Raw genomic sequence first — 15,420 nt, forward strand, 5'->3', positions numbered from 1 at the left:
GCAGGCGCTGGGGGGTGTTGCAAGCAATATAAGTTAGTGCTTGCTATCTATCAATGGCTTATCGCGATGCGTTCGCATCGGCCACGGTAAGGGCTGTCATGTTCACGATACGGCGCACGGTGGCGCTTGCCGTCAGGATGTGCACCGGCTGCGCCGCACCCAGCAGCACGGGGCCGATGGCGATGTTGCCACCCGCAGCCGTCTTGAGCAGGTTGTAGGAAATATTGGCTGCATCAATATTGGGCAGCACGAGCAGATTGGCGTCGCCAATGAGATCGCTGTGCGGCATGATGGCCGCGCGGGCCTTGCCGTCCAGGGCCACGTCGCCATGCATCTCGCCATCGACTTCGAGCCAGGGGGCCTGCACGCGCAGCAGCTCCAGGGTCTGGCGCATCTTCACCGCGCTGGGCTGGTTGCTGCTGCCGAAGTTGGAGTGCGACAGCAGGGCGGCGCGCGGCTTGATGCCAAAGCGCATCATCTCTTCGGCCGCCATCACGGTGATCTCGGCCAGTTGCTCGGCCGTGGGGTCGTAGTTGACGTGCGTGTCCACCAGGAACACCTGGCGATCGGGCAGCAACAGGCCGTTCATGCAGGCATAGGTGCACACGCCGGCGCGCTTGCCGATCACCTGGTCGATGTAGTTCAGATGCAGCGATGTGTGGCCCCAGGTGCCCACGATCAGGCCGTCGACCTCACCCTTGTGCAGCAGCATGGAACCGATCAGCGCCAGGCGCCGGCGCATCTCGATCTTGGCGATCTGCACCGTCACGCCCTTGCGCTCGGTCATGCGGTGGTAGGTCTGCCAGAAGTCGCGGTAGCGGTGGTCCTGCTCGACGTTGACGATGTCGTAGTCCGTCCCTTCGCGCAGGCGCAGGCCGAACTTCTCGATGCGCTCTGCGATCACCGCTGGGCGGCCGATCAGAGTGGGGCGTGCGATACGCTCGTCGACCACGATCTGGGCGGCACGCAACACGCGCTCTTCCTCGCCTTCGGCATACGCCACGCGCTTCTTCGTGGCAGCCTTGGCGGCAGCGAAGATCGGCTTCATCATGGTGCCCGAGGCATAGACGAAGCTTTGCAGCTGGTCGCGGTAGGCGTCCATGTCGGTGATGGGGCGCAGGGCCACGCCGCTGTCGGCGGCGGCCTGGGCCACGGCCGGCGCGATCATCATCATCAGCCGCGGATCGAAGGGCTTGGGGATCAGGTACTCGGGGCCGAAGGCCAGTTGCTCACCCACATAGGCAGCGGCCACCACTTCGCTCTGCTCGGCCTGTGCCAGCTGGGCGATGGCGTGCACCGCCGCGATCTCCATCTCCAGCGTGATGGTGGTGGCGCCGCTGTCCAGGGCCCCGCGGAAGATGTAGGGGAAGCACAGGACGTTGTTGACCTGGTTGGGGTAGTCCGTGCGGCCCGTGGCCATGATGGCGTCGTCGCGCACGGCCTTCACGTCTTCCGGCTGGATCTCGGGGTTGGGGTTGGCCAGCGCAAAGATCAGCGGACGCGGGGCCATCTTGCGCACCATGTCCTGCTTGAGCACACCGCCGGCGGACAGGCCCAGGAACACGTCGGCGTTCTCGATCACCTCGGAGAGCGTGCGCGCCGAGGTCTTCTGCACGAACTGGATCTTGTCCTCGTCCATGAGTTCGGTGCGGCCCTCGTAGACCACGCCGGCCAGGTCGGTCACCCAGATGTTTTCGCGCCGGATACCCAGCTTGACCAGCAGGCCCAGGCACGCCAGGGCGGCAGCACCGGCGCCCGACGTCACGAGCTTGACGTCCTCGGGGTTCTTGCCGGCCACCTTCAGGCCGTTGAGGATGGCCGCGCCCACCACGATGGCCGTGCCGTGCTGGTCGTCGTGGAAGACCGGGATCTTCATGCGCTCGCGCAGCTTGCGCTCGACGTAAAAGCAGTCGGGCGCCTTGATGTCTTCGAGGTTGATGCCGCCGAAGGTCGGCTCCAGGCTGGCGATGATCTCGACCAGCTTCTCGGGGTCCTTCTCGTTGATCTCGATGTCGAACACGTCAATGCCCGAGAACTTCTTGAACAGGACGGCCTTGCCCTCCATCACCGGCTTGCCCGCCAGCGCTCCGATGTCACCGAGGCCCAGCACGGCCGTGCCGTTGGTCACCACGCCGACGAGGTTGCCCCGCGCGGTGTACTTGAAGGCGGCATTGGGGTCCTTGACGATCTCCTCGCAGGGCGCAGCCACGCCGGGCGAGTAGGCCAGAGCCAGATCGTGCTGGTTGATCATCTGCTTGGTGGCAGCGATCGCGATCTTGCCGGGCTTGGGAAACTCGTGGTACTCGAGAGCGGCACGGCGCAGCTGGGCGCGCTTGTCCGGATGGTTGTTGTTGTTCTCGGCCGTGGTGTTCTCGGGCATTCAATTGTCTCCAGCTTGGGGGGTGCGCAAGGGGTCAGTCAGCTCTTGTAGGAACATGCTTACACGTTCCGGGGGAAGGGATTGTAGGCCGCGTTCGGTAAAAACCCTAGTAAGCGAATCTGCTTAGTTGGGTGAGACAGCTTTGCGATCCAGGTTGGAAAGCGGCGGTCCCCCACGGGCGCAGGATCACCCAAATCCCTGCACGCCGTTGGGACAAGACCGCGCGCCATGGCCCCGGCGTCTAGCCGAACAACGCCTCATAGCGCGCCACGTTCGGCGTCCTGGTATCGGGCATGACCGGCACCAGCATCCACTGCACGCGGCCCAGTTCAGAGTGGTCCAGGGTGTAGGTGTCCTGCGACAGCCTGGGCTGGTCGGGGCCATGGAACAGCAGGGAGAATGGGGTGCGAAACTGCTCGGGCAGATGGCCACGTTCACGCTCCGTGGCCTCTGTCAGGACCAGTTCCACGGGACCATGCTGGGTATGCGCGACGAAGCGGCTGCCCACCACAGCGCTGACAGGTTCAAAAGTGGTACTCATCGGTTGCGTTCGTAGGAGAGTGATTCAAAATTTGGACACCGCCCATTCCCTTGCCAGAATGGGCAGGTTTCCACGATCTGCCCAAACATCGTACCGCCGGTAATCCACTGTGTACCTATTGCCAGAACCATTTGCCCTGCGAGAGAGGACCGATGCGGACCACGGGTTCCTGCAGGCGCTGTACTTTTCGAGCCGCGAGGACCTGCAGCAGGCCATGGCGGACACCGCGCTGCTGCAGCAGTTGATGGCCATGCAGCAGAACGCACAGGAGATGGGATTTCGCCAGCACTTCCCCCAGGCCCGCCAGTGGCTGCTGCTGCAATCGGGCCATCCCATCGGCCGCATGGTGGTGGATGCCTCGCCCGCGCAATTGCACCTGGTCGACATCGCCGTGCTGCCAGAGGCCCGCCGCAGCGGCGCGGCGACGGCCGCGCTGTCCGCTCTGCAGGCGCACGCCCTGGCGCGCGGGCTGCCGCTCAGCCTGAGCGTCAGCCACACCAACCAGGCAGCGCGGCGCCTTTATGCGAAGCTCGGGTTCACCACCACCTCGCAGGACGATATGCTCGCGCGGATGGTCTGGCACGGCGATTGCACATGAACACTGTCACGGCACCCACCCCTTACCTGAAGCTGCCTTTTTCCTTCGACCTGGCACGCCTGCAGGAGGACCTGCGCCGCGTGGCCGCGTCCGAATGTATCGGCCACTTCAACACCTCCGCCTACGAAAAGGGCTGGAGCTGTGCGCCGCTGCGCTCCGTGGATGGCCGCACGGACCACATCATGCCGGTGGAAAGCGGCCACTTCGAGGACACCTCGATCCTGGAGCGCTGCCCGTACTTCCGCCATGCCATAGACCAGTTTCACTGTGACAAGACTTCCATCCGCCTGATGTCGCTGGAGGCGGGGGGTGTCATCCACGAGCACCGGGACGAAGGTGGAGCGCTCGAAGACGGCCTGACGCGCCTGCACATCCCCGTGCAGACCTCGCCGCTGGCCACCTTCCGCATCGACGGGGAGGAAATCCATTTCTCCGCAGGCAGTGCCTGGTACCTCAATGCCAGCTGCCTGCACGGCGCGGAGAACCGCAGCCCGCAGGCCCGCATCCACCTCATGATCGACTGCGTGACCAACCCCTGGCTGGCGCAGATTTTTCAGGCGGCCGGCGGGGTCCAGCGGGACCCGCCCCCGTACGGCGACCCGTCCATCAACGATGGCAACGTGCTGCAGATCATTGCCGCACTGCGCGCTGGGAGCCATGCGACCAGCATCCAATTGGCCGACCGACTGCAGGAAACCCATGCTCGAAGAACAGGCGCTGCTGCGCGGCCGTGAGGTAGCGCCGGGACAACTGGCGTCGTTGCATGGCTGGTTTCCCGTCAGCCTGGGCCACGGCCCCGCCACCGTCTCGTGGCGATTCCTCGGAGACAGGCGGTTCGTGGAGCCGTTCTTCGAAGACAGCATCCTGTCGCAGGCGCCGCAAGACCGCAAGGTGTGCACCACCCCTCTGTCCGCGCTGGACGATCTGCCCGAGAGCGTGCCACCGGCGGCCTTCATCTTCCACGTCTCGCGCTGCGGCTCCACGCTGCTCACGCAGGCGCTGGCCACCATGCCACAGTGCATCGTGATGTCGGAGCCCCCGGCGCTCGATGCCTTCTTCCGGCTGCACCACCGGCACCCGGAGCAAAGCGGCGGCTCTCATACCTTCAGGCGACTGGTGGCTGCCCTGGGGCAGCGGCGCAGCCCCGCCGAACGGCACCTGGTCATCAAGCTCGACTGCTGGCACCTGCCCTGGATTCCCTTCGTGCAGGCCGCGTTTCCGGCCACCCCCATCGTGTTTTTGTACCGCCAGCCCGATGAAGTGCTGGCGTCCCATCGGCGCCAGCGTGGCCGGCAGATGGTGCCGGGACTGATCGACCTGTCGCGGTTGGCGGACCTGGTGCACAGGCCCGGCGCGCCGCAACTGGCTCCCGGCGACCTGGACGGCCATGCGATCCGGGTGCTCGAAAGCCTGTACCGCTGCGGGCTGGAGATGGCGGCCGCCTCAGACCTGGTCCTGATGGACTATGGGCAGCTTCCCCAAGTGATCTGGAACGGGCTGCTGGACACCCTGGGGATGGAGTGCACCCCCACTGAACTGGCCACGCTGCAGGCGCGCTCAGGCTTTCACTCCAAACATTCGGGCAGCCGGTTCCAGGGAGACCCTGCGCCAGCGAGCGCCGCACCGAGCCCGCCAACCCCCGAGCGCCTGGACGACGCGAACCGGTGCTACCGGCAACTGGAGCAGTGGCGGCTGGCGCGCAGCCCGGGCTAATGCCGGGCCTGGCGCCAGTTGTCCTCAGTTGCGAGACGGGAAGATGCCTTCCACGCAGATGATGTAGTTGAGACCCAGGTAGGGCTGCATGATGGATGCCGTTGCGGTCGTCTGCACGGGTACCTGCAGTGGCTGGCCGCCCCCCGTGGTACCCACGGTAACAGCGCCCGTCTCGGCCGCTGTGCTGACGCCACCCAGGTTGACCGGCCCGGTCACCGTAGGGCAGTAAATGGAGGCACTGCCGGGGCCGCCGGGCGACGCACTCAGGTAGGAGCCATTGGCCGGAGAGGTGCTGGTACCGGTCGTGCCGGTGGATGCCTGCAAGGTGGTTTTGATCGCTGTCGGATTCACGGTGGCCGTATGGTCGTGGGCAGGCAGATTGGCAATGGCCAACGTCACCGTCGCCGCGCCGGTGGCAATTACGGTGACATTGTTGGTTCCCGCCTTTTCGCCCTGGGCGACGGTGGCAATGCCCGGACCGGGGCCTTGGGAGCCGACAGGAACCCTCCCCCGCAGATCCGGCAGGCCAAAGGTGTTCTGGCCATCACCGCCATACATCGTCCCCAGCAGTGAAAACAGTGCGGAATTCTGGGCAATGGGCAGCGTTTGGCCATTGCAGAACATCCAGCCGCGCGGCGCGTATTGGAACGCGACCGGCATGATCGTGCCCATAAATGCATCCATGAAGGCTCCTTCAATAAAGTGGGTGAGAGGCGCCGGATGCTATGGCGCTGGCATGCGTACGGTCAACGAAGAAATTGCCAAATTGCAATGCATGCATTCGACCGTGCAAAGGCCCATGCCCGCCACGCCGGTGAACCGCGAAGGAGGGTCGGGGTGCTTTCGCCCACCACGCATAGCCGGCCATCCCCGCCCATTGACCTTATCGGCCGGGCAGTGCTACGCCCCCTCGCCGGACCGGCCTCCGGCGCGCCGCGCCCCCCGCAGATCGCCGACGAAAGCTGATGCAAAGATTTTTGCGACAGATGAGGGGAGCAGCCCCTGCACGAAAGCACCCCAAAGCCCGCGAGATGCAGTTGTCACATATGTATGTATTTTTGTGATTTGCATCCAGACGTTTTTTTGACCTAATGGATATTGTGTTTTTCTTTCATTTTGTTGCATATGTTTCAACGCAAATGCGGCGTATCGACTGATTTCGAGAAGTTTTCCGCAAATAGAGGAACTTCTGCGAAAACCGTGCGAATTTAATGAATTTGTCACGAACGGGATTGAAACTGCCCTTGGACATGAACAAATCAAAAAGTTCCTTGTTAATCTTCGTCCAACAAATCGCAAACACAGCGCGGCACAAAAACAGGCAGCGACCTGAATGCGATTAACAGCAAGCAGAACATCAGTGGATTGGACATCTGGAATGAAGCATCTGATTTCTCCCTGGATCGCGGCAGTGGCATTGGCCCCCGCATTCGCCCACAGTGGCGGCAATCAACAGACTGTCGAGTTAAGCGGCGGCGCCGCGAACGTGGCCGCTACGGGCGGCACCGCCGTGATGAATATCTCGTCGACCCAGGGCGCCCAGGTCATCAGCGGCAATTCGCAGCAGGTGGTGGTGCGGGGTGCCGTCCTGAATGCCGCGACCTTCGGCGCCCACAGCGAATTGAATATCGCCTCCCGCACGGGGCCCGGTGCCGGCTCCGGCACCCAGGTCATATCGATCCAGGGCCCTGTGCTCAACCAGGCCACTGGCAAAGGCGTGAAAAGTGTCGTGAATATTGGCGGAAGATAATTTCGCCAAAATCTCCGGTCGGTTATTGAAGATCAACCGGATTTTCCCGTGGCAGCCATTATCTATTTGGCGCCTTTCTTTTTATCGTTATCAATGGAGTTCATTATGCAAAAGACTTTCGCACTGGCTATTTCCGCTCTGGTCCTCGTCGCTGGCGCTGCCCACGCAGAAGTGAAAATCGGAGGCAACAACAACCAGAAGGTAACCGTGCAAAACGGCGCCGTGGCCAACATGGCATTCGGTGCTTCCACGGCCAAGCAGAACTTGGCTTCCAACAAGGGCAACGTCAAGATCGGCGGCAACAACAACCAGGAAGTCTCCGTGAAGAACGGCGCCGTGGCCAACATGGCCTTCGGTGCTTCCAAGGCCGAACAGAACCTCGCCTCCAACGACGGCAAGTAATTCCAGGGCGCGTTCGTCGCCCTGATCCTTCAAGACAGAAGAACAAGGCGCGCAGTAGCGCTGCTGCGCGCCCTGGCCTCCCTGTCCAAAGCCTTTTGGCCCAAGCACCGACCCGAATGCAGAAGGCTTTGCACAGGTTCCAAAAAGAGGAGAAGCACACCATGAAAACCCATCGTCTCGCTGCGCTGTGCCTGGCCGGCGCCGCATCTTTGTCCGTTCTGGCCCAGACGCCCGTCCAGAAGCCTCCGGCAGGGCGCAGCGGCCTGGACCCCGCCTCGCGCACCAAGGTCACCAATGTGCTCTCGCGCACCCGCATCGACGCCGAGGACACCCTGGCCACGGTGGACCGCAAGCTCGTCACCGGCCCCAGCGGCAGCAGCTGCGCCACCAACATCGGCGCGCCCAAGGTGCCCGAGGGCGACAGCGGCATCGGCAACCGCTTCGGCACTGCCAACAACGACCAGGTCATCGTGGTGCAGGGCCCCGTGATCAATCTCTGCAAATAACCCCACCACCATCGGTTTCCAGCATGAAGAACAACAACAGCACCCACCACCCGCGCCGCCCGCGCCACCTTCTGGCCCTGTCGGGCCTGGCGCTACTGATGTCTGGCTGCGCCATACAGCCCAATGTGAGCGACCGCGTGAACATCATCGAGCAGGGCACCGTGGAGCAGGCCCCCCTGGTCACGCCGAGCAAATCGGGCTCCGTGCTGCGCGAAGGCCTGGCCTGCATGGACCGTATGCTGGCCGCCGAGAACACGCCCACCACGCTGATCGCCGTCAAATCCATCCCCGACCCCTCGGGCCTGTTCAGCACGGGCACCAAGGAGATGCTGATCACGGCCCTGTCGCGCATGTCGCGCACCAGCCAGGCCTTTCGCGTGGTGGACTACGAGGTGGACGCCCTGCGCCAAGACACGGTGCAGACCCTCACCAGCCTGCTGCTCAACAACAACCAGATGGAGCTGCGCAAGCCGCAGATCTACATCTCGGGCGCCATCAGCTTCGGCGACAAGACCGTGGTCTCCAAGCGCCAAAGCCTGGGCATCTCCACCGCCGCCACCGACACCGGCTACAGCTGGGACGTGCTGGGCAGCGCCGTCGGGCTGGACCTGCACCTGGGGGACATGAACACGCGCACTCTGTACTCGGGCATCGAGTCGGCCAACGAGCTGATCGTGGCCACCGGCGGCAAGGCGGTGGAGATCGGCGCCAAGGCCACGGGCCTGCCCAAGCACATCTACCGCGTGGGTGTGCAGTACGAAGTGGCGGCCGACAACAACCAGGGCGCCGGTGCCGCCATCCGCCTGCTGGTGGACCTGGCCGCCATCGAGCTGGTGGGCAAGTGGGCCAAAGTGCCGTACTGGGACTGCATCGACTACGAGCAGAACCACCCCGAGTTCCTGCGCCAGATGCGCGCCTGGTTCGACGAGGCCAGCGTGGCCGAACGCTGGACCCTGGCGCAGCGCGTGCTGCAGACCCATGGCATCTGGAACGGCGCGACGGATGGCACGGATTCGCCCGCCTTCCGCAAGGCCGTGACCCAGTACCAGGCCTCGCAGGACCTGACCCCCGTGGGCGTGGTCAACTTCGAGACCTATACCCGGCTGATGCGCAGCTTCGTGGGCATGTCGGCCGAAGGCAAGCTGCGCAAGCCCGAGTACGCCGATGACAAGCTGGTGGCACGCCCCAGCGGCCTGCCGGCCAACGAACCCGACCCGCGCAGCATTGCGCTGAGCATGGTGGGCCGCAAGGACCGCGACCTCAAGGTAGGCGAATCCATCGTGGTGCGGGTGGTGCCGCCGCGCACCGGCTACCTGTACTGCTACTACCAGGACGCGGGCGGCTCCATCAGCCAGGTCTACCCGAACCCGATGCAGCCATCGGCCACCGTGCAGGGGCGCACCAGCGTGCTGATCCCCGACATCAGCAAGCCCAACTCCTTCCTGATCGAGACGGCACGCGGCGGCACCGAGAACATGTTCTGCGCCATGACGGCCCAGCCGCTCAAGGGCCAGATCCCTGCTGCCCTGACCAGCGCCAACCTGGAGCCGATCAAGAGCGTGACCAGCCTGGCCCAGGTGCAGGGCGCCTTCGAGCAGGCCGGCGTCGGCGTGATGAGCACCTCGCTCGACTGGAACGTGCAGGCCCCGGCCGCAGAGCCCATCCGCGGCAACACCCCCAACCGGCCCCGTAAATGAAAACCGCCCCACTGCAACCCCAGGGCGCGCCCGCCGACCGGGCACGCAGGACGGCCCTGCGCTGGTCCCTGGCCGCCTGCTGCGTAGCCGCCGCTGGCGCCGCGCATGCGGTGATCCAGCTGCCCTCGCAGCCCGCCGCAGCCCCCCAGGGCGGTGCAAGCCGCACGCCCCAAACCCCCGGCGGCTCCCTGCGTCTGCCCTCGGCCAACACCGAGCAGGTGCTCAACAGCCTGATCGAGGCAGCCAACGCCGGCGATGCCGACGCCATGGTGCAGGTCGGCATGTACTACCACACCAACCCCGGCCTGCCCCAGGCCGCCGCCACCGCGCGCCGCTGGTGGAGCCGCGCCGCCGATGCCGGCGACGTGCGCGGCATGGCCGGCTATGGCTACCTGCTGGGCGTGGACAATGCCGGCGGCCAGCGCGACCTGTCGGTGGCCCGCGAATGGCTGCAGAAGGCCCGCGCGGCCGGCCTGGTGCGCGCCACCTATGTCGAATCGCTGCTCGAAGGCCAGATCACCGGCCCGCGCAAGCTGCGCGACGCGCGCCGCCTGCTGGAGCAGGCCGCCCAGGACGGCGACCCGCTGGCCATGAACGACCTGGCCGTGGCCTGGGAGCTCGACGGCAGCGTCGAGCGGGCGCGCGAGATGTATGTGCTGTCGGCGGCACAGGGGTACAACCCGGCCCGCGCCAACTACCTGCGCCTGGAGCGCCAGAACCGCTCCAGCGAATCGTCCACCCTGGCCCGGCTGCGCACCCTGTCGGACGACGGCAACGCCGATGCCACCTTGCAGCTGGCGCAGCTGTACCACCAGGGCAAGGGCGGCGTGCAGCGTGATTTCGCCCAGGCCATCCAGCTGTACCGGCGCGCAGCCGACGGCGGATCGCGCAGCGCACGCGAATTCCTGGCGCTGATCTTCAGCCGCTCGTCGCGCGACAACTCGGCGCGCGGCGTGGACGCCGCCTGGATGGAAGAGCTGGCTGCGCGCATCAGCGCCAAGACCGATGGCGCGGGCGGCAAGGAAGGCCGGGATCTGATGTCCGACCGCCCCCGGCGCAGCGAAGACCCGCTGTGGAATCTCACCAGCTTACGTTGGACACCGCCTGTTACCGACGCCAGCGCCACACCCCCTTAAAGTCCAGCCCGCGCTCCTGGGTAGGAGCGGGCCTGGACACCGGCCCATCGAACAACCGACGGAAGGAAACCGACACATGACGAACAACACCTTTGCCAGCGCACTGGTCGGCCTGGCCGCCCTGGCCGCCTGCATGCCCATGGCCCATGCCCAGCGCAACCTGGCCTCCAATGGCTCTGGTACGGTGATCGCCGGCGACAACAACGCCTCGGTGATCGTCAACGGCCAGCAGATCATCACCGCCACGGACGGCAATGCCCGCGTGGAAACCACCATCGGCGGCGGCAGCGGCCGCGTGGTGGTGCAGGGCGCGTCGACCACGGTGACCAACTCCTCCAATGCCAAGCCCGGCAAGGGCGGCAAGAGCGGGGACTACGTGAACAGCGACCTCTCGGGCCGCAACTTCGCAGGCGCCCAGCTGGCCGGCCGCAAGTTCACCAACGTGGACCTGTCGCGCGCCAACCTCTCGGGCGCCGACCTGCGCGGCGCCGAGCTGGTCAACGTGAACCTGGAGCAGGCCGACCTGCGCGGCGCCAACCTCTCCGGCGCGAAGATGGTCAACGTGGACCTGGATGCGGCACAGCTCGAAGGCGCGACCTGGACCGACGGAAGGCGCTGCCGCGCCGCCTGTTGAACCAGGCCAGCGCATGAAAAACGGCCCCGAAGGGCCGTTCTTGCGTGGGCACGCCGGGATCAGCGGCTGCTGGGGAAGCTGAACACCGCGCCTTCGCGCACGCCGGCCGAGGGCCAGCGCTGGGTGATGGTCTTGCGCTTGGTGTAAAAGCGCACGGCGTCAGGCCCGTAGGCGTGCAGGTCGCCGAACAGGCTGCGCTTCCAGCCGCCGAACGAATGGTAGGCCACCGGCACGGGCAGGGGCACGTTCACGCCCACCATGCCGACCTGGATGTGGTCGGTGAAATAGCGCGCGGCCTCGCCGTCGCGCGTGAAGATGCAGGTGCCGTTGCCGTACTCGTGGTCGTCGATGAGCTTCATGGCTTCCTGCAGCGTCTTGACGCGCACCACGCCGAGCACGGGGCCGAAGATCTCTTCCTGGTAGATCTTCATGCCGGGCTTGACGTTGTCGAACAGGCAGGCACCGAGGAAGTAGCCCTCCTCGTGGCCGGGCACGGTCACGCCGCGGCCGTCCACCACCAGCGTGGCGCCCTCGGCCACGCCGCTGTCCACATAGGCTTTGACCTTCTCGAAGTGGGGCTTGGTCACCAGAGGGCCCATGTCGTTGCCGTTGTCGGTGCCGGGGCCGACCTTCATCTTGGCGATTTCGACCTTGAGGCCCGCCACCACGGCATCACCGGCCTCGTCGCCCACGGCCACCACCAGCGGGATGGCCATGCAGCGCTCGCCGCAGCTGCCGTAGGCGGCGCCCATGAGGGCGCTCACGGCATTGCCGATGTCGGCGTCGGGCATCACGATGGCGTGGTTCTTGGCGCCGCCCAGGGCCTGCACGCGCTTGCCGTTCTTGCAGCCTTCGGCGTAGATGTACTCGGCGATGGGGGTGGAGCCGACGAAGCTCACGGCCTTGATGCGCGCATCCTGCAGCAGCGTGTCCACGGCCAGCTTGTCACCGTTGACAACGTTGAGAACGCCCGGGGGCAGGCCGGCTTCCAGCGCCAGCTGGGCGATGAACAGCGTGCTGCTCGGGTCGCGCTCGGAGGGCTTGAGCACGAAGGTGTTGCCGCAGGCGACGGCCATGGGCCACATCCACAGCGGCACCATGGCCGGAAAGTTGAAGGGCGTGATGCCCGCCGCCACACCCAGCGCCTGGAACTCGCTCCACGAGTCGATGCCGGGGCCGACGTTGCGGCTGTGCTCGCCCTTGAGCAGCTCGGGTGCGTAGCTGGCGTACTCCACGTTCTCGATGCCGCGCTGCAGCTCGCCGTGCGCATCGCTGAGCACCTTGCCGTGCTCGGCCGTGATCATCGCGGCGATCTTGTCGGCGTTTTCTTCGAGCAGCACCTTGAGCTTGCCCATCACGCGGGCGCGCTTGAGCGGCGGCGTGTTGCGCCAGGCCGGGAAGGCCGCCTCGGCCGAGGCGATGGCGCGCTCCACCGTGGCCTTGCTGGCCAGGGCGACGTTGGAGGTGGACTGGCCCGTGGCCGGGTTGAAGACCGGCTGCGTGCGCTCCGTGTCGGCAACGATCTGGCCGTCGATCAGGTGGCCGATGGTGGTGGTGACGTTCTTGTCGTGGTTCATGGCAACAATATTGGGATAGAAAATGGCGGGCTCAAGCGGTCTCTGCCAGGGCATCGCCCAGGGCGTTGACCAGGCGGTCTATCTCGGCCTTCTCGCTGATGAAGGGGGGTGCCAGCTGGATGGTGTCGCCACCGTAGCGCACGTAAAAGCCCTTCTTCCAGCAGTTCATTGCAATCTCGTAGGGGCGGCGGGCCGGCTCGCCCGGCAGCGGGGCGATGGTGATGCCCGCGGCCAGGCCGTAGTTGCGGATGTCGAGCACGTGCTTGCTGCCCTTGAGGCTGTGCACGGCCTGCTCGAAATGCGGGCTCAGCGCGTTCACGCGGCCGATGGCGTCTTCGCTCTGCAGCAGGTCCAGCGCGGCGATGCCGGCGGCGCAGGCCACAGGGTGGGCCGAGTAGGTGTAGCCGTGCGGAAACTCCAGCATGTACTCGGGGCCACCCGCGGCCATGAAGGTGTCGTAGATGTCCTTGCTGGCGACCACGCCGCCCAGGGGCTGCGCGCCGTTGGTGACCTGCTTGGCGAAGTTCAGGATGTCGGGCGTCACGCCGAAGGCCTCGGCGCCGGTCCAGGCACCCGAGCGGCCAAAGGCGGTGATCACTTCGTCAAAAATCAGCAGGATGTTGTTCTGCGTGCAGATCTCGCGCAAGCGCTGCAGGTAGCCCACGGGCGGGATCACCACGCCGGCCGAGCCCGAGAAGGGCTCGACGATCACGGCCGCGATGTTCGAGGCGTCGTGCAGCGCGATCACGTCCAGCAGGCGGTCGGCCAGTTCCTTGCCAGTGGGCGGCATGCCCTTGTGGAAGGAGCCGGCGACCGGCTGGGTGTGGGGCAGGTGGTCGGCTTCGACGCCCTGGCCGAAGAGCTTGCGGTTGGCCGCGATGCCGCCCACCGAGATGCCGCCGAAGTTCACGCCGTGGTAGCCCTTTTCGCGGCCGATCAGCCGCGTCTTGCTGGCCTGGCCCTTGGCGCGCCAGTAAGCGCGCGCCATCTTCAGCGAAGTGTCGGCCGCTTCCGAGCCCGAGCCGGTGAAAAACACGTAATCGAGGCCGTCGGGCGTGATGGCCTTGATGCGGTTGGCCAGCTCGAACGAGAGCGGGTGGCCGAACTGGAAGGCCGGCGCGTAGTCGAGCTTCATGGCCTGCTTGCCAATGGCATCGGCGATCTCGCGGCGCCCATGGCCCAGGCCCGTGCACCACAGGCCCGACAGGCCGTCGAAGATCTTGCGGCCGTCCGAATCGGTGTAGTAGGCGCCGCTGCCTTCCACGATCATGCGCGGAGCCGCCTTGAACTGGCGGTTGGCGGTGTACGGCATCCAGTGCGCGTCGAGCCAGGCGGCGTCCAGGCGGTCGCCGCCAGCGTCGGAAGCGGGTTTTTCGATGTTGACGAAGCTCATGGGAATCTCCAGTGCAAAAAACGGCCGCCAAAGCGGGAGCAGGCCGGGCAAAAAAGCAGGTCTCGGTGCGGATTGTTGTCCCCGGTGTTAATCTCTCAAAGAGAGCGATATCAATGTTTACTTGCGGATTTATGCAAGTAAAGAGCCAGAACGATGACCACCACCAAAAACCGCGCCGTGCTCGGCCAGCTCAGCGACATGGACCTGCGCCTGTTGCAGGTGTTCAAGGCCGTGGCCGAGTGCGGGGGCATGTCGGCAGCCGAGCTGGAACTGAACATCGGCACCAGCACCGTGAGCCGCCACGTCAAGGACCTGGAGACCCGGCTGGGCCTGACTCTGTGCCGGCGCGGACGCGCCGGTTTCGCCCTCACCCCCGAGGGCCAGCGCGTCTACGACGAGACGCTGCGCCTGCTGGCCTCGGTGCAGGGCTTTCGCAACGCGGTGGACGACATCCATGCGCGCATGGGCGGGCAGCTCGCCGTGGCCGTGTTCGACAAGACGGCCACCAACCCCGCTGCCCGCATCGGCCAGGCCATCGCCGCATTTGCGCAGCAGGCGCCCGACGTGCACCTGCAGATGCACGTGGGCACCATCAACGCCATCGAGCGCGGGGTGATCGACGGCACCTACCAGGTCGGCATCATCCCGGCGCACCGCGCCTCGCAAAGCCTGCTGTACACCGACCTGTTCACCGAGACCATGCTGCTGTACTGCGGCGTGGGCCACCCGCTGTTCGGCACCAGCGATGCCTCGCTCGACTGGGAGGCGCTGCGCAACCAGCCCTTTGCCGGCCTGGGCTACCACTCGCCCAACATGGAGCTGAGCCACCAGGCGCGCCTGTCGCGCACCGCCACGGGCTTCGACCAGGAGTCGATCGCCACGCTGATCCTTTCGGGCCGCTACCTGGGTTTTCTGCCCGACCACTATGCCGAGGTCTATGAGCGGCGCGGCCTGATGCAGGCCGTGCAGCCCGCGCTGCTGCGCTACAGCTGCCAGTTCGTGGGCCTGCTGCGCCGCTCCCCCGAGCCTTCGCGCGCGGCGCAGGCGTTCCAGCAGTGCCTGGTGCGGGCCCACGGCGTGGGCTGACTGCGGG

At 65.8% G+C, this 15,420-nt stretch carries 15 protein-coding genes; 10 read left to right on the plus strand and 5 right to left on the minus strand.

The window, feature by feature from the left end; all coding sequences use genetic code 11:
* Window positions 1-58 precede the first annotated feature (58 nt).
* Both ACSQ3Y_RS01380 and ACSQ3Y_RS01385 read right to left on the minus strand, forming a co-directional pair.
* Entirely contained in the window at window positions 59-2,380 is a 2,322-nt protein-coding gene (locus ACSQ3Y_RS01380; RefSeq protein ID WP_057200513.1) for an NADP-dependent malic enzyme, read from the minus strand.
* A gap of 241 nt (window positions 2,381-2,621) precedes the next feature.
* Window positions 2,622-2,921, minus strand: a complete 300-nt coding sequence (locus ACSQ3Y_RS01385; protein ID WP_057200512.1) for a DUF6916 family protein — start codon at window positions 2,919-2,921, stop codon at window positions 2,622-2,624.
* Window positions 2,922-3,039: 118 nt separating this feature from the next.
* Between ACSQ3Y_RS01385 and ACSQ3Y_RS01390 the strand changes: the two genes are divergently transcribed.
* From ACSQ3Y_RS01390 to ACSQ3Y_RS01400, 3 genes are read left to right on the plus strand one after another with little or no spacing between them, the layout of a single operon-like run.
* The gene (locus ACSQ3Y_RS01390) at window positions 3,040-3,519 is read left to right on the plus strand and encodes a GNAT family N-acetyltransferase (protein WP_057200511.1); all 480 of its coding nucleotides are present in this window, start codon (window positions 3,040-3,042) and stop codon (window positions 3,517-3,519) included.
* Entirely contained in the window at window positions 3,516-4,253 is a 738-nt protein-coding gene (locus ACSQ3Y_RS01395) for an aspartyl/asparaginyl beta-hydroxylase domain-containing protein (RefSeq protein ID WP_436176188.1), read from the plus strand. The genes ACSQ3Y_RS01390 and ACSQ3Y_RS01395 overlap by 4 nt, the downstream gene beginning before the upstream one ends.
* The gene (locus ACSQ3Y_RS01400) at window positions 4,219-5,232 is read left to right on the plus strand and encodes a hypothetical protein (RefSeq protein WP_436176189.1); all 1,014 of its coding nucleotides are present in this window, start codon (window positions 4,219-4,221) and stop codon (window positions 5,230-5,232) included. The genes ACSQ3Y_RS01395 and ACSQ3Y_RS01400 overlap by 35 nt, the downstream gene beginning before the upstream one ends.
* Before the next feature lie 24 nt (window positions 5,233-5,256).
* Here the strand turns inward: ACSQ3Y_RS01400 and ACSQ3Y_RS01405 are convergent, their stop codons facing one another.
* Window positions 5,257-5,916, minus strand: a complete 660-nt coding sequence (locus tag ACSQ3Y_RS01405) for a phage tail protein (RefSeq protein WP_057200508.1) — start codon at window positions 5,914-5,916, stop codon at window positions 5,257-5,259.
* Between the two features lie 694 nt (window positions 5,917-6,610).
* On the opposite strand from ACSQ3Y_RS01405, the gene ACSQ3Y_RS01410 reads away from it, so the two are divergent.
* The 6 genes from ACSQ3Y_RS01410 to ACSQ3Y_RS01435 all read left to right on the plus strand — a co-directional run bounded on the left by ACSQ3Y_RS01410 (window position 6,611) and on the right by ACSQ3Y_RS01435 (window position 11,357).
* The gene (locus ACSQ3Y_RS01410; RefSeq protein WP_436176190.1) at window positions 6,611-6,982 is read left to right on the plus strand and encodes a hypothetical protein; all 372 of its coding nucleotides are present in this window, start codon (window positions 6,611-6,613) and stop codon (window positions 6,980-6,982) included.
* A gap of 48 nt (window positions 6,983-7,030) precedes the next feature.
* Entirely contained in the window at window positions 7,031-7,384 is a 354-nt protein-coding gene (locus ACSQ3Y_RS01415; RefSeq protein WP_436176191.1) for a hypothetical protein, read from the plus strand.
* Between the two features lie 161 nt (window positions 7,385-7,545).
* The gene (locus ACSQ3Y_RS01420) at window positions 7,546-7,890 is read left to right on the plus strand and encodes a hypothetical protein (protein WP_436176192.1); all 345 of its coding nucleotides are present in this window, start codon (window positions 7,546-7,548) and stop codon (window positions 7,888-7,890) included.
* A 23-nt stretch (window positions 7,891-7,913) separates the two neighbouring features.
* Window positions 7,914-9,587 (plus strand): DUF4384 domain-containing protein, encoded by a 1,674-nt coding sequence (locus ACSQ3Y_RS01425; RefSeq protein WP_436176193.1) that lies wholly within the window; start codon window positions 7,914-7,916, stop codon window positions 9,585-9,587.
* Window positions 9,584-10,723 (plus strand): tetratricopeptide repeat protein, encoded by a 1,140-nt coding sequence (locus ACSQ3Y_RS01430; protein WP_436176194.1) that lies wholly within the window; start codon window positions 9,584-9,586, stop codon window positions 10,721-10,723. Before ACSQ3Y_RS01425 ends, ACSQ3Y_RS01430 begins: the two co-directional genes overlap by 4 nt.
* Window positions 10,724-10,799: 76 nt before the next feature.
* Window positions 10,800-11,357, plus strand: a complete 558-nt coding sequence (locus ACSQ3Y_RS01435) for a pentapeptide repeat-containing protein (RefSeq protein WP_057266926.1) — start codon at window positions 10,800-10,802, stop codon at window positions 11,355-11,357.
* A 59-nt stretch (window positions 11,358-11,416) separates the two neighbouring features.
* On the opposite strand, the gene ACSQ3Y_RS01440 is transcribed toward ACSQ3Y_RS01435, so the two are convergent.
* Together ACSQ3Y_RS01440 and ACSQ3Y_RS01445 are read right to left on the minus strand one after the other, a co-directional pair.
* Window positions 11,417-12,934, minus strand: coding sequence for a CoA-acylating methylmalonate-semialdehyde dehydrogenase (locus tag ACSQ3Y_RS01440; RefSeq protein ID WP_428003030.1), 1,518 nt, complete (start codon window positions 12,932-12,934; stop codon window positions 11,417-11,419).
* Window positions 12,935-12,965: 31 nt separating this feature from the next.
* Window positions 12,966-14,327 carry an aspartate aminotransferase family protein gene (locus ACSQ3Y_RS01445; RefSeq protein WP_057200500.1) on the minus strand — a complete coding sequence of 454 codons (1,362 nt, stop codon included), beginning with the start codon at window positions 14,325-14,327 and terminating at the stop codon, window positions 12,966-12,968.
* 153 nt (window positions 14,328-14,480) lie between these two features.
* On the opposite strand from ACSQ3Y_RS01445, the gene ACSQ3Y_RS01450 reads away from it, so the two are divergent.
* Window positions 14,481-15,413, plus strand: a complete 933-nt coding sequence (locus tag ACSQ3Y_RS01450; protein WP_436176195.1) for a LysR family transcriptional regulator — start codon at window positions 14,481-14,483, stop codon at window positions 15,411-15,413.
* Window positions 15,414-15,420 lie beyond the last annotated feature (7 nt).

It is taken from the genome of Acidovorax sp. LjRoot66, from assembly GCF_964253305.1.
GTDB lineage: Bacteria > Pseudomonadota > Gammaproteobacteria > Burkholderiales > Burkholderiaceae_C > Acidovorax.

Excerpts from the sequence above, each read along its gene's own strand:
- ACSQ3Y_RS01380 (WP_057200513.1), bottom strand. The coding sequence starts at position 2,380 with ATGCCCGAGAACACCACGGCCGAGAACAACAACAACCATCCGGACAAG.
- ACSQ3Y_RS01385 (WP_057200512.1), bottom strand. The coding sequence starts at position 2,921 with ATGAGTACCACTTTTGAACCTGTCAGCGCTGTGGTGGGCAGCCGCTTC.
- ACSQ3Y_RS01395 (WP_436176188.1), top strand. The coding sequence starts at position 3,516 with ATGAACACTGTCACGGCACCCACCCCTTACCTGAAGCTGCCTTTTTCC.
- ACSQ3Y_RS01400 (WP_436176189.1), top strand. The coding sequence starts at position 4,219 with ATGCTCGAAGAACAGGCGCTGCTGCGCGGCCGTGAGGTAGCGCCGGGA.
- ACSQ3Y_RS01405 (WP_057200508.1), bottom strand. The coding sequence starts at position 5,916 with ATGGATGCATTTATGGGCACGATCATGCCGGTCGCGTTCCAATACGCG.
- ACSQ3Y_RS01410 (WP_436176190.1), top strand. The coding sequence starts at position 6,611 with ATGAAGCATCTGATTTCTCCCTGGATCGCGGCAGTGGCATTGGCCCCC.
- ACSQ3Y_RS01420 (WP_436176192.1), top strand. The coding sequence starts at position 7,546 with ATGAAAACCCATCGTCTCGCTGCGCTGTGCCTGGCCGGCGCCGCATCT.
- ACSQ3Y_RS01425 (WP_436176193.1), top strand. The coding sequence starts at position 7,914 with ATGAAGAACAACAACAGCACCCACCACCCGCGCCGCCCGCGCCACCTT.
- ACSQ3Y_RS01430 (WP_436176194.1), top strand. The coding sequence starts at position 9,584 with ATGAAAACCGCCCCACTGCAACCCCAGGGCGCGCCCGCCGACCGGGCA.
- ACSQ3Y_RS01435 (WP_057266926.1), top strand. The coding sequence starts at position 10,800 with ATGACGAACAACACCTTTGCCAGCGCACTGGTCGGCCTGGCCGCCCTG.
- ACSQ3Y_RS01440 (WP_428003030.1), bottom strand. The coding sequence starts at position 12,934 with ATGAACCACGACAAGAACGTCACCACCACCATCGGCCACCTGATCGAC.
- ACSQ3Y_RS01445 (WP_057200500.1), bottom strand. The coding sequence starts at position 14,327 with ATGAGCTTCGTCAACATCGAAAAACCCGCTTCCGACGCTGGCGGCGAC.
- ACSQ3Y_RS01450 (WP_436176195.1), top strand. The coding sequence starts at position 14,481 with ATGACCACCACCAAAAACCGCGCCGTGCTCGGCCAGCTCAGCGACATG.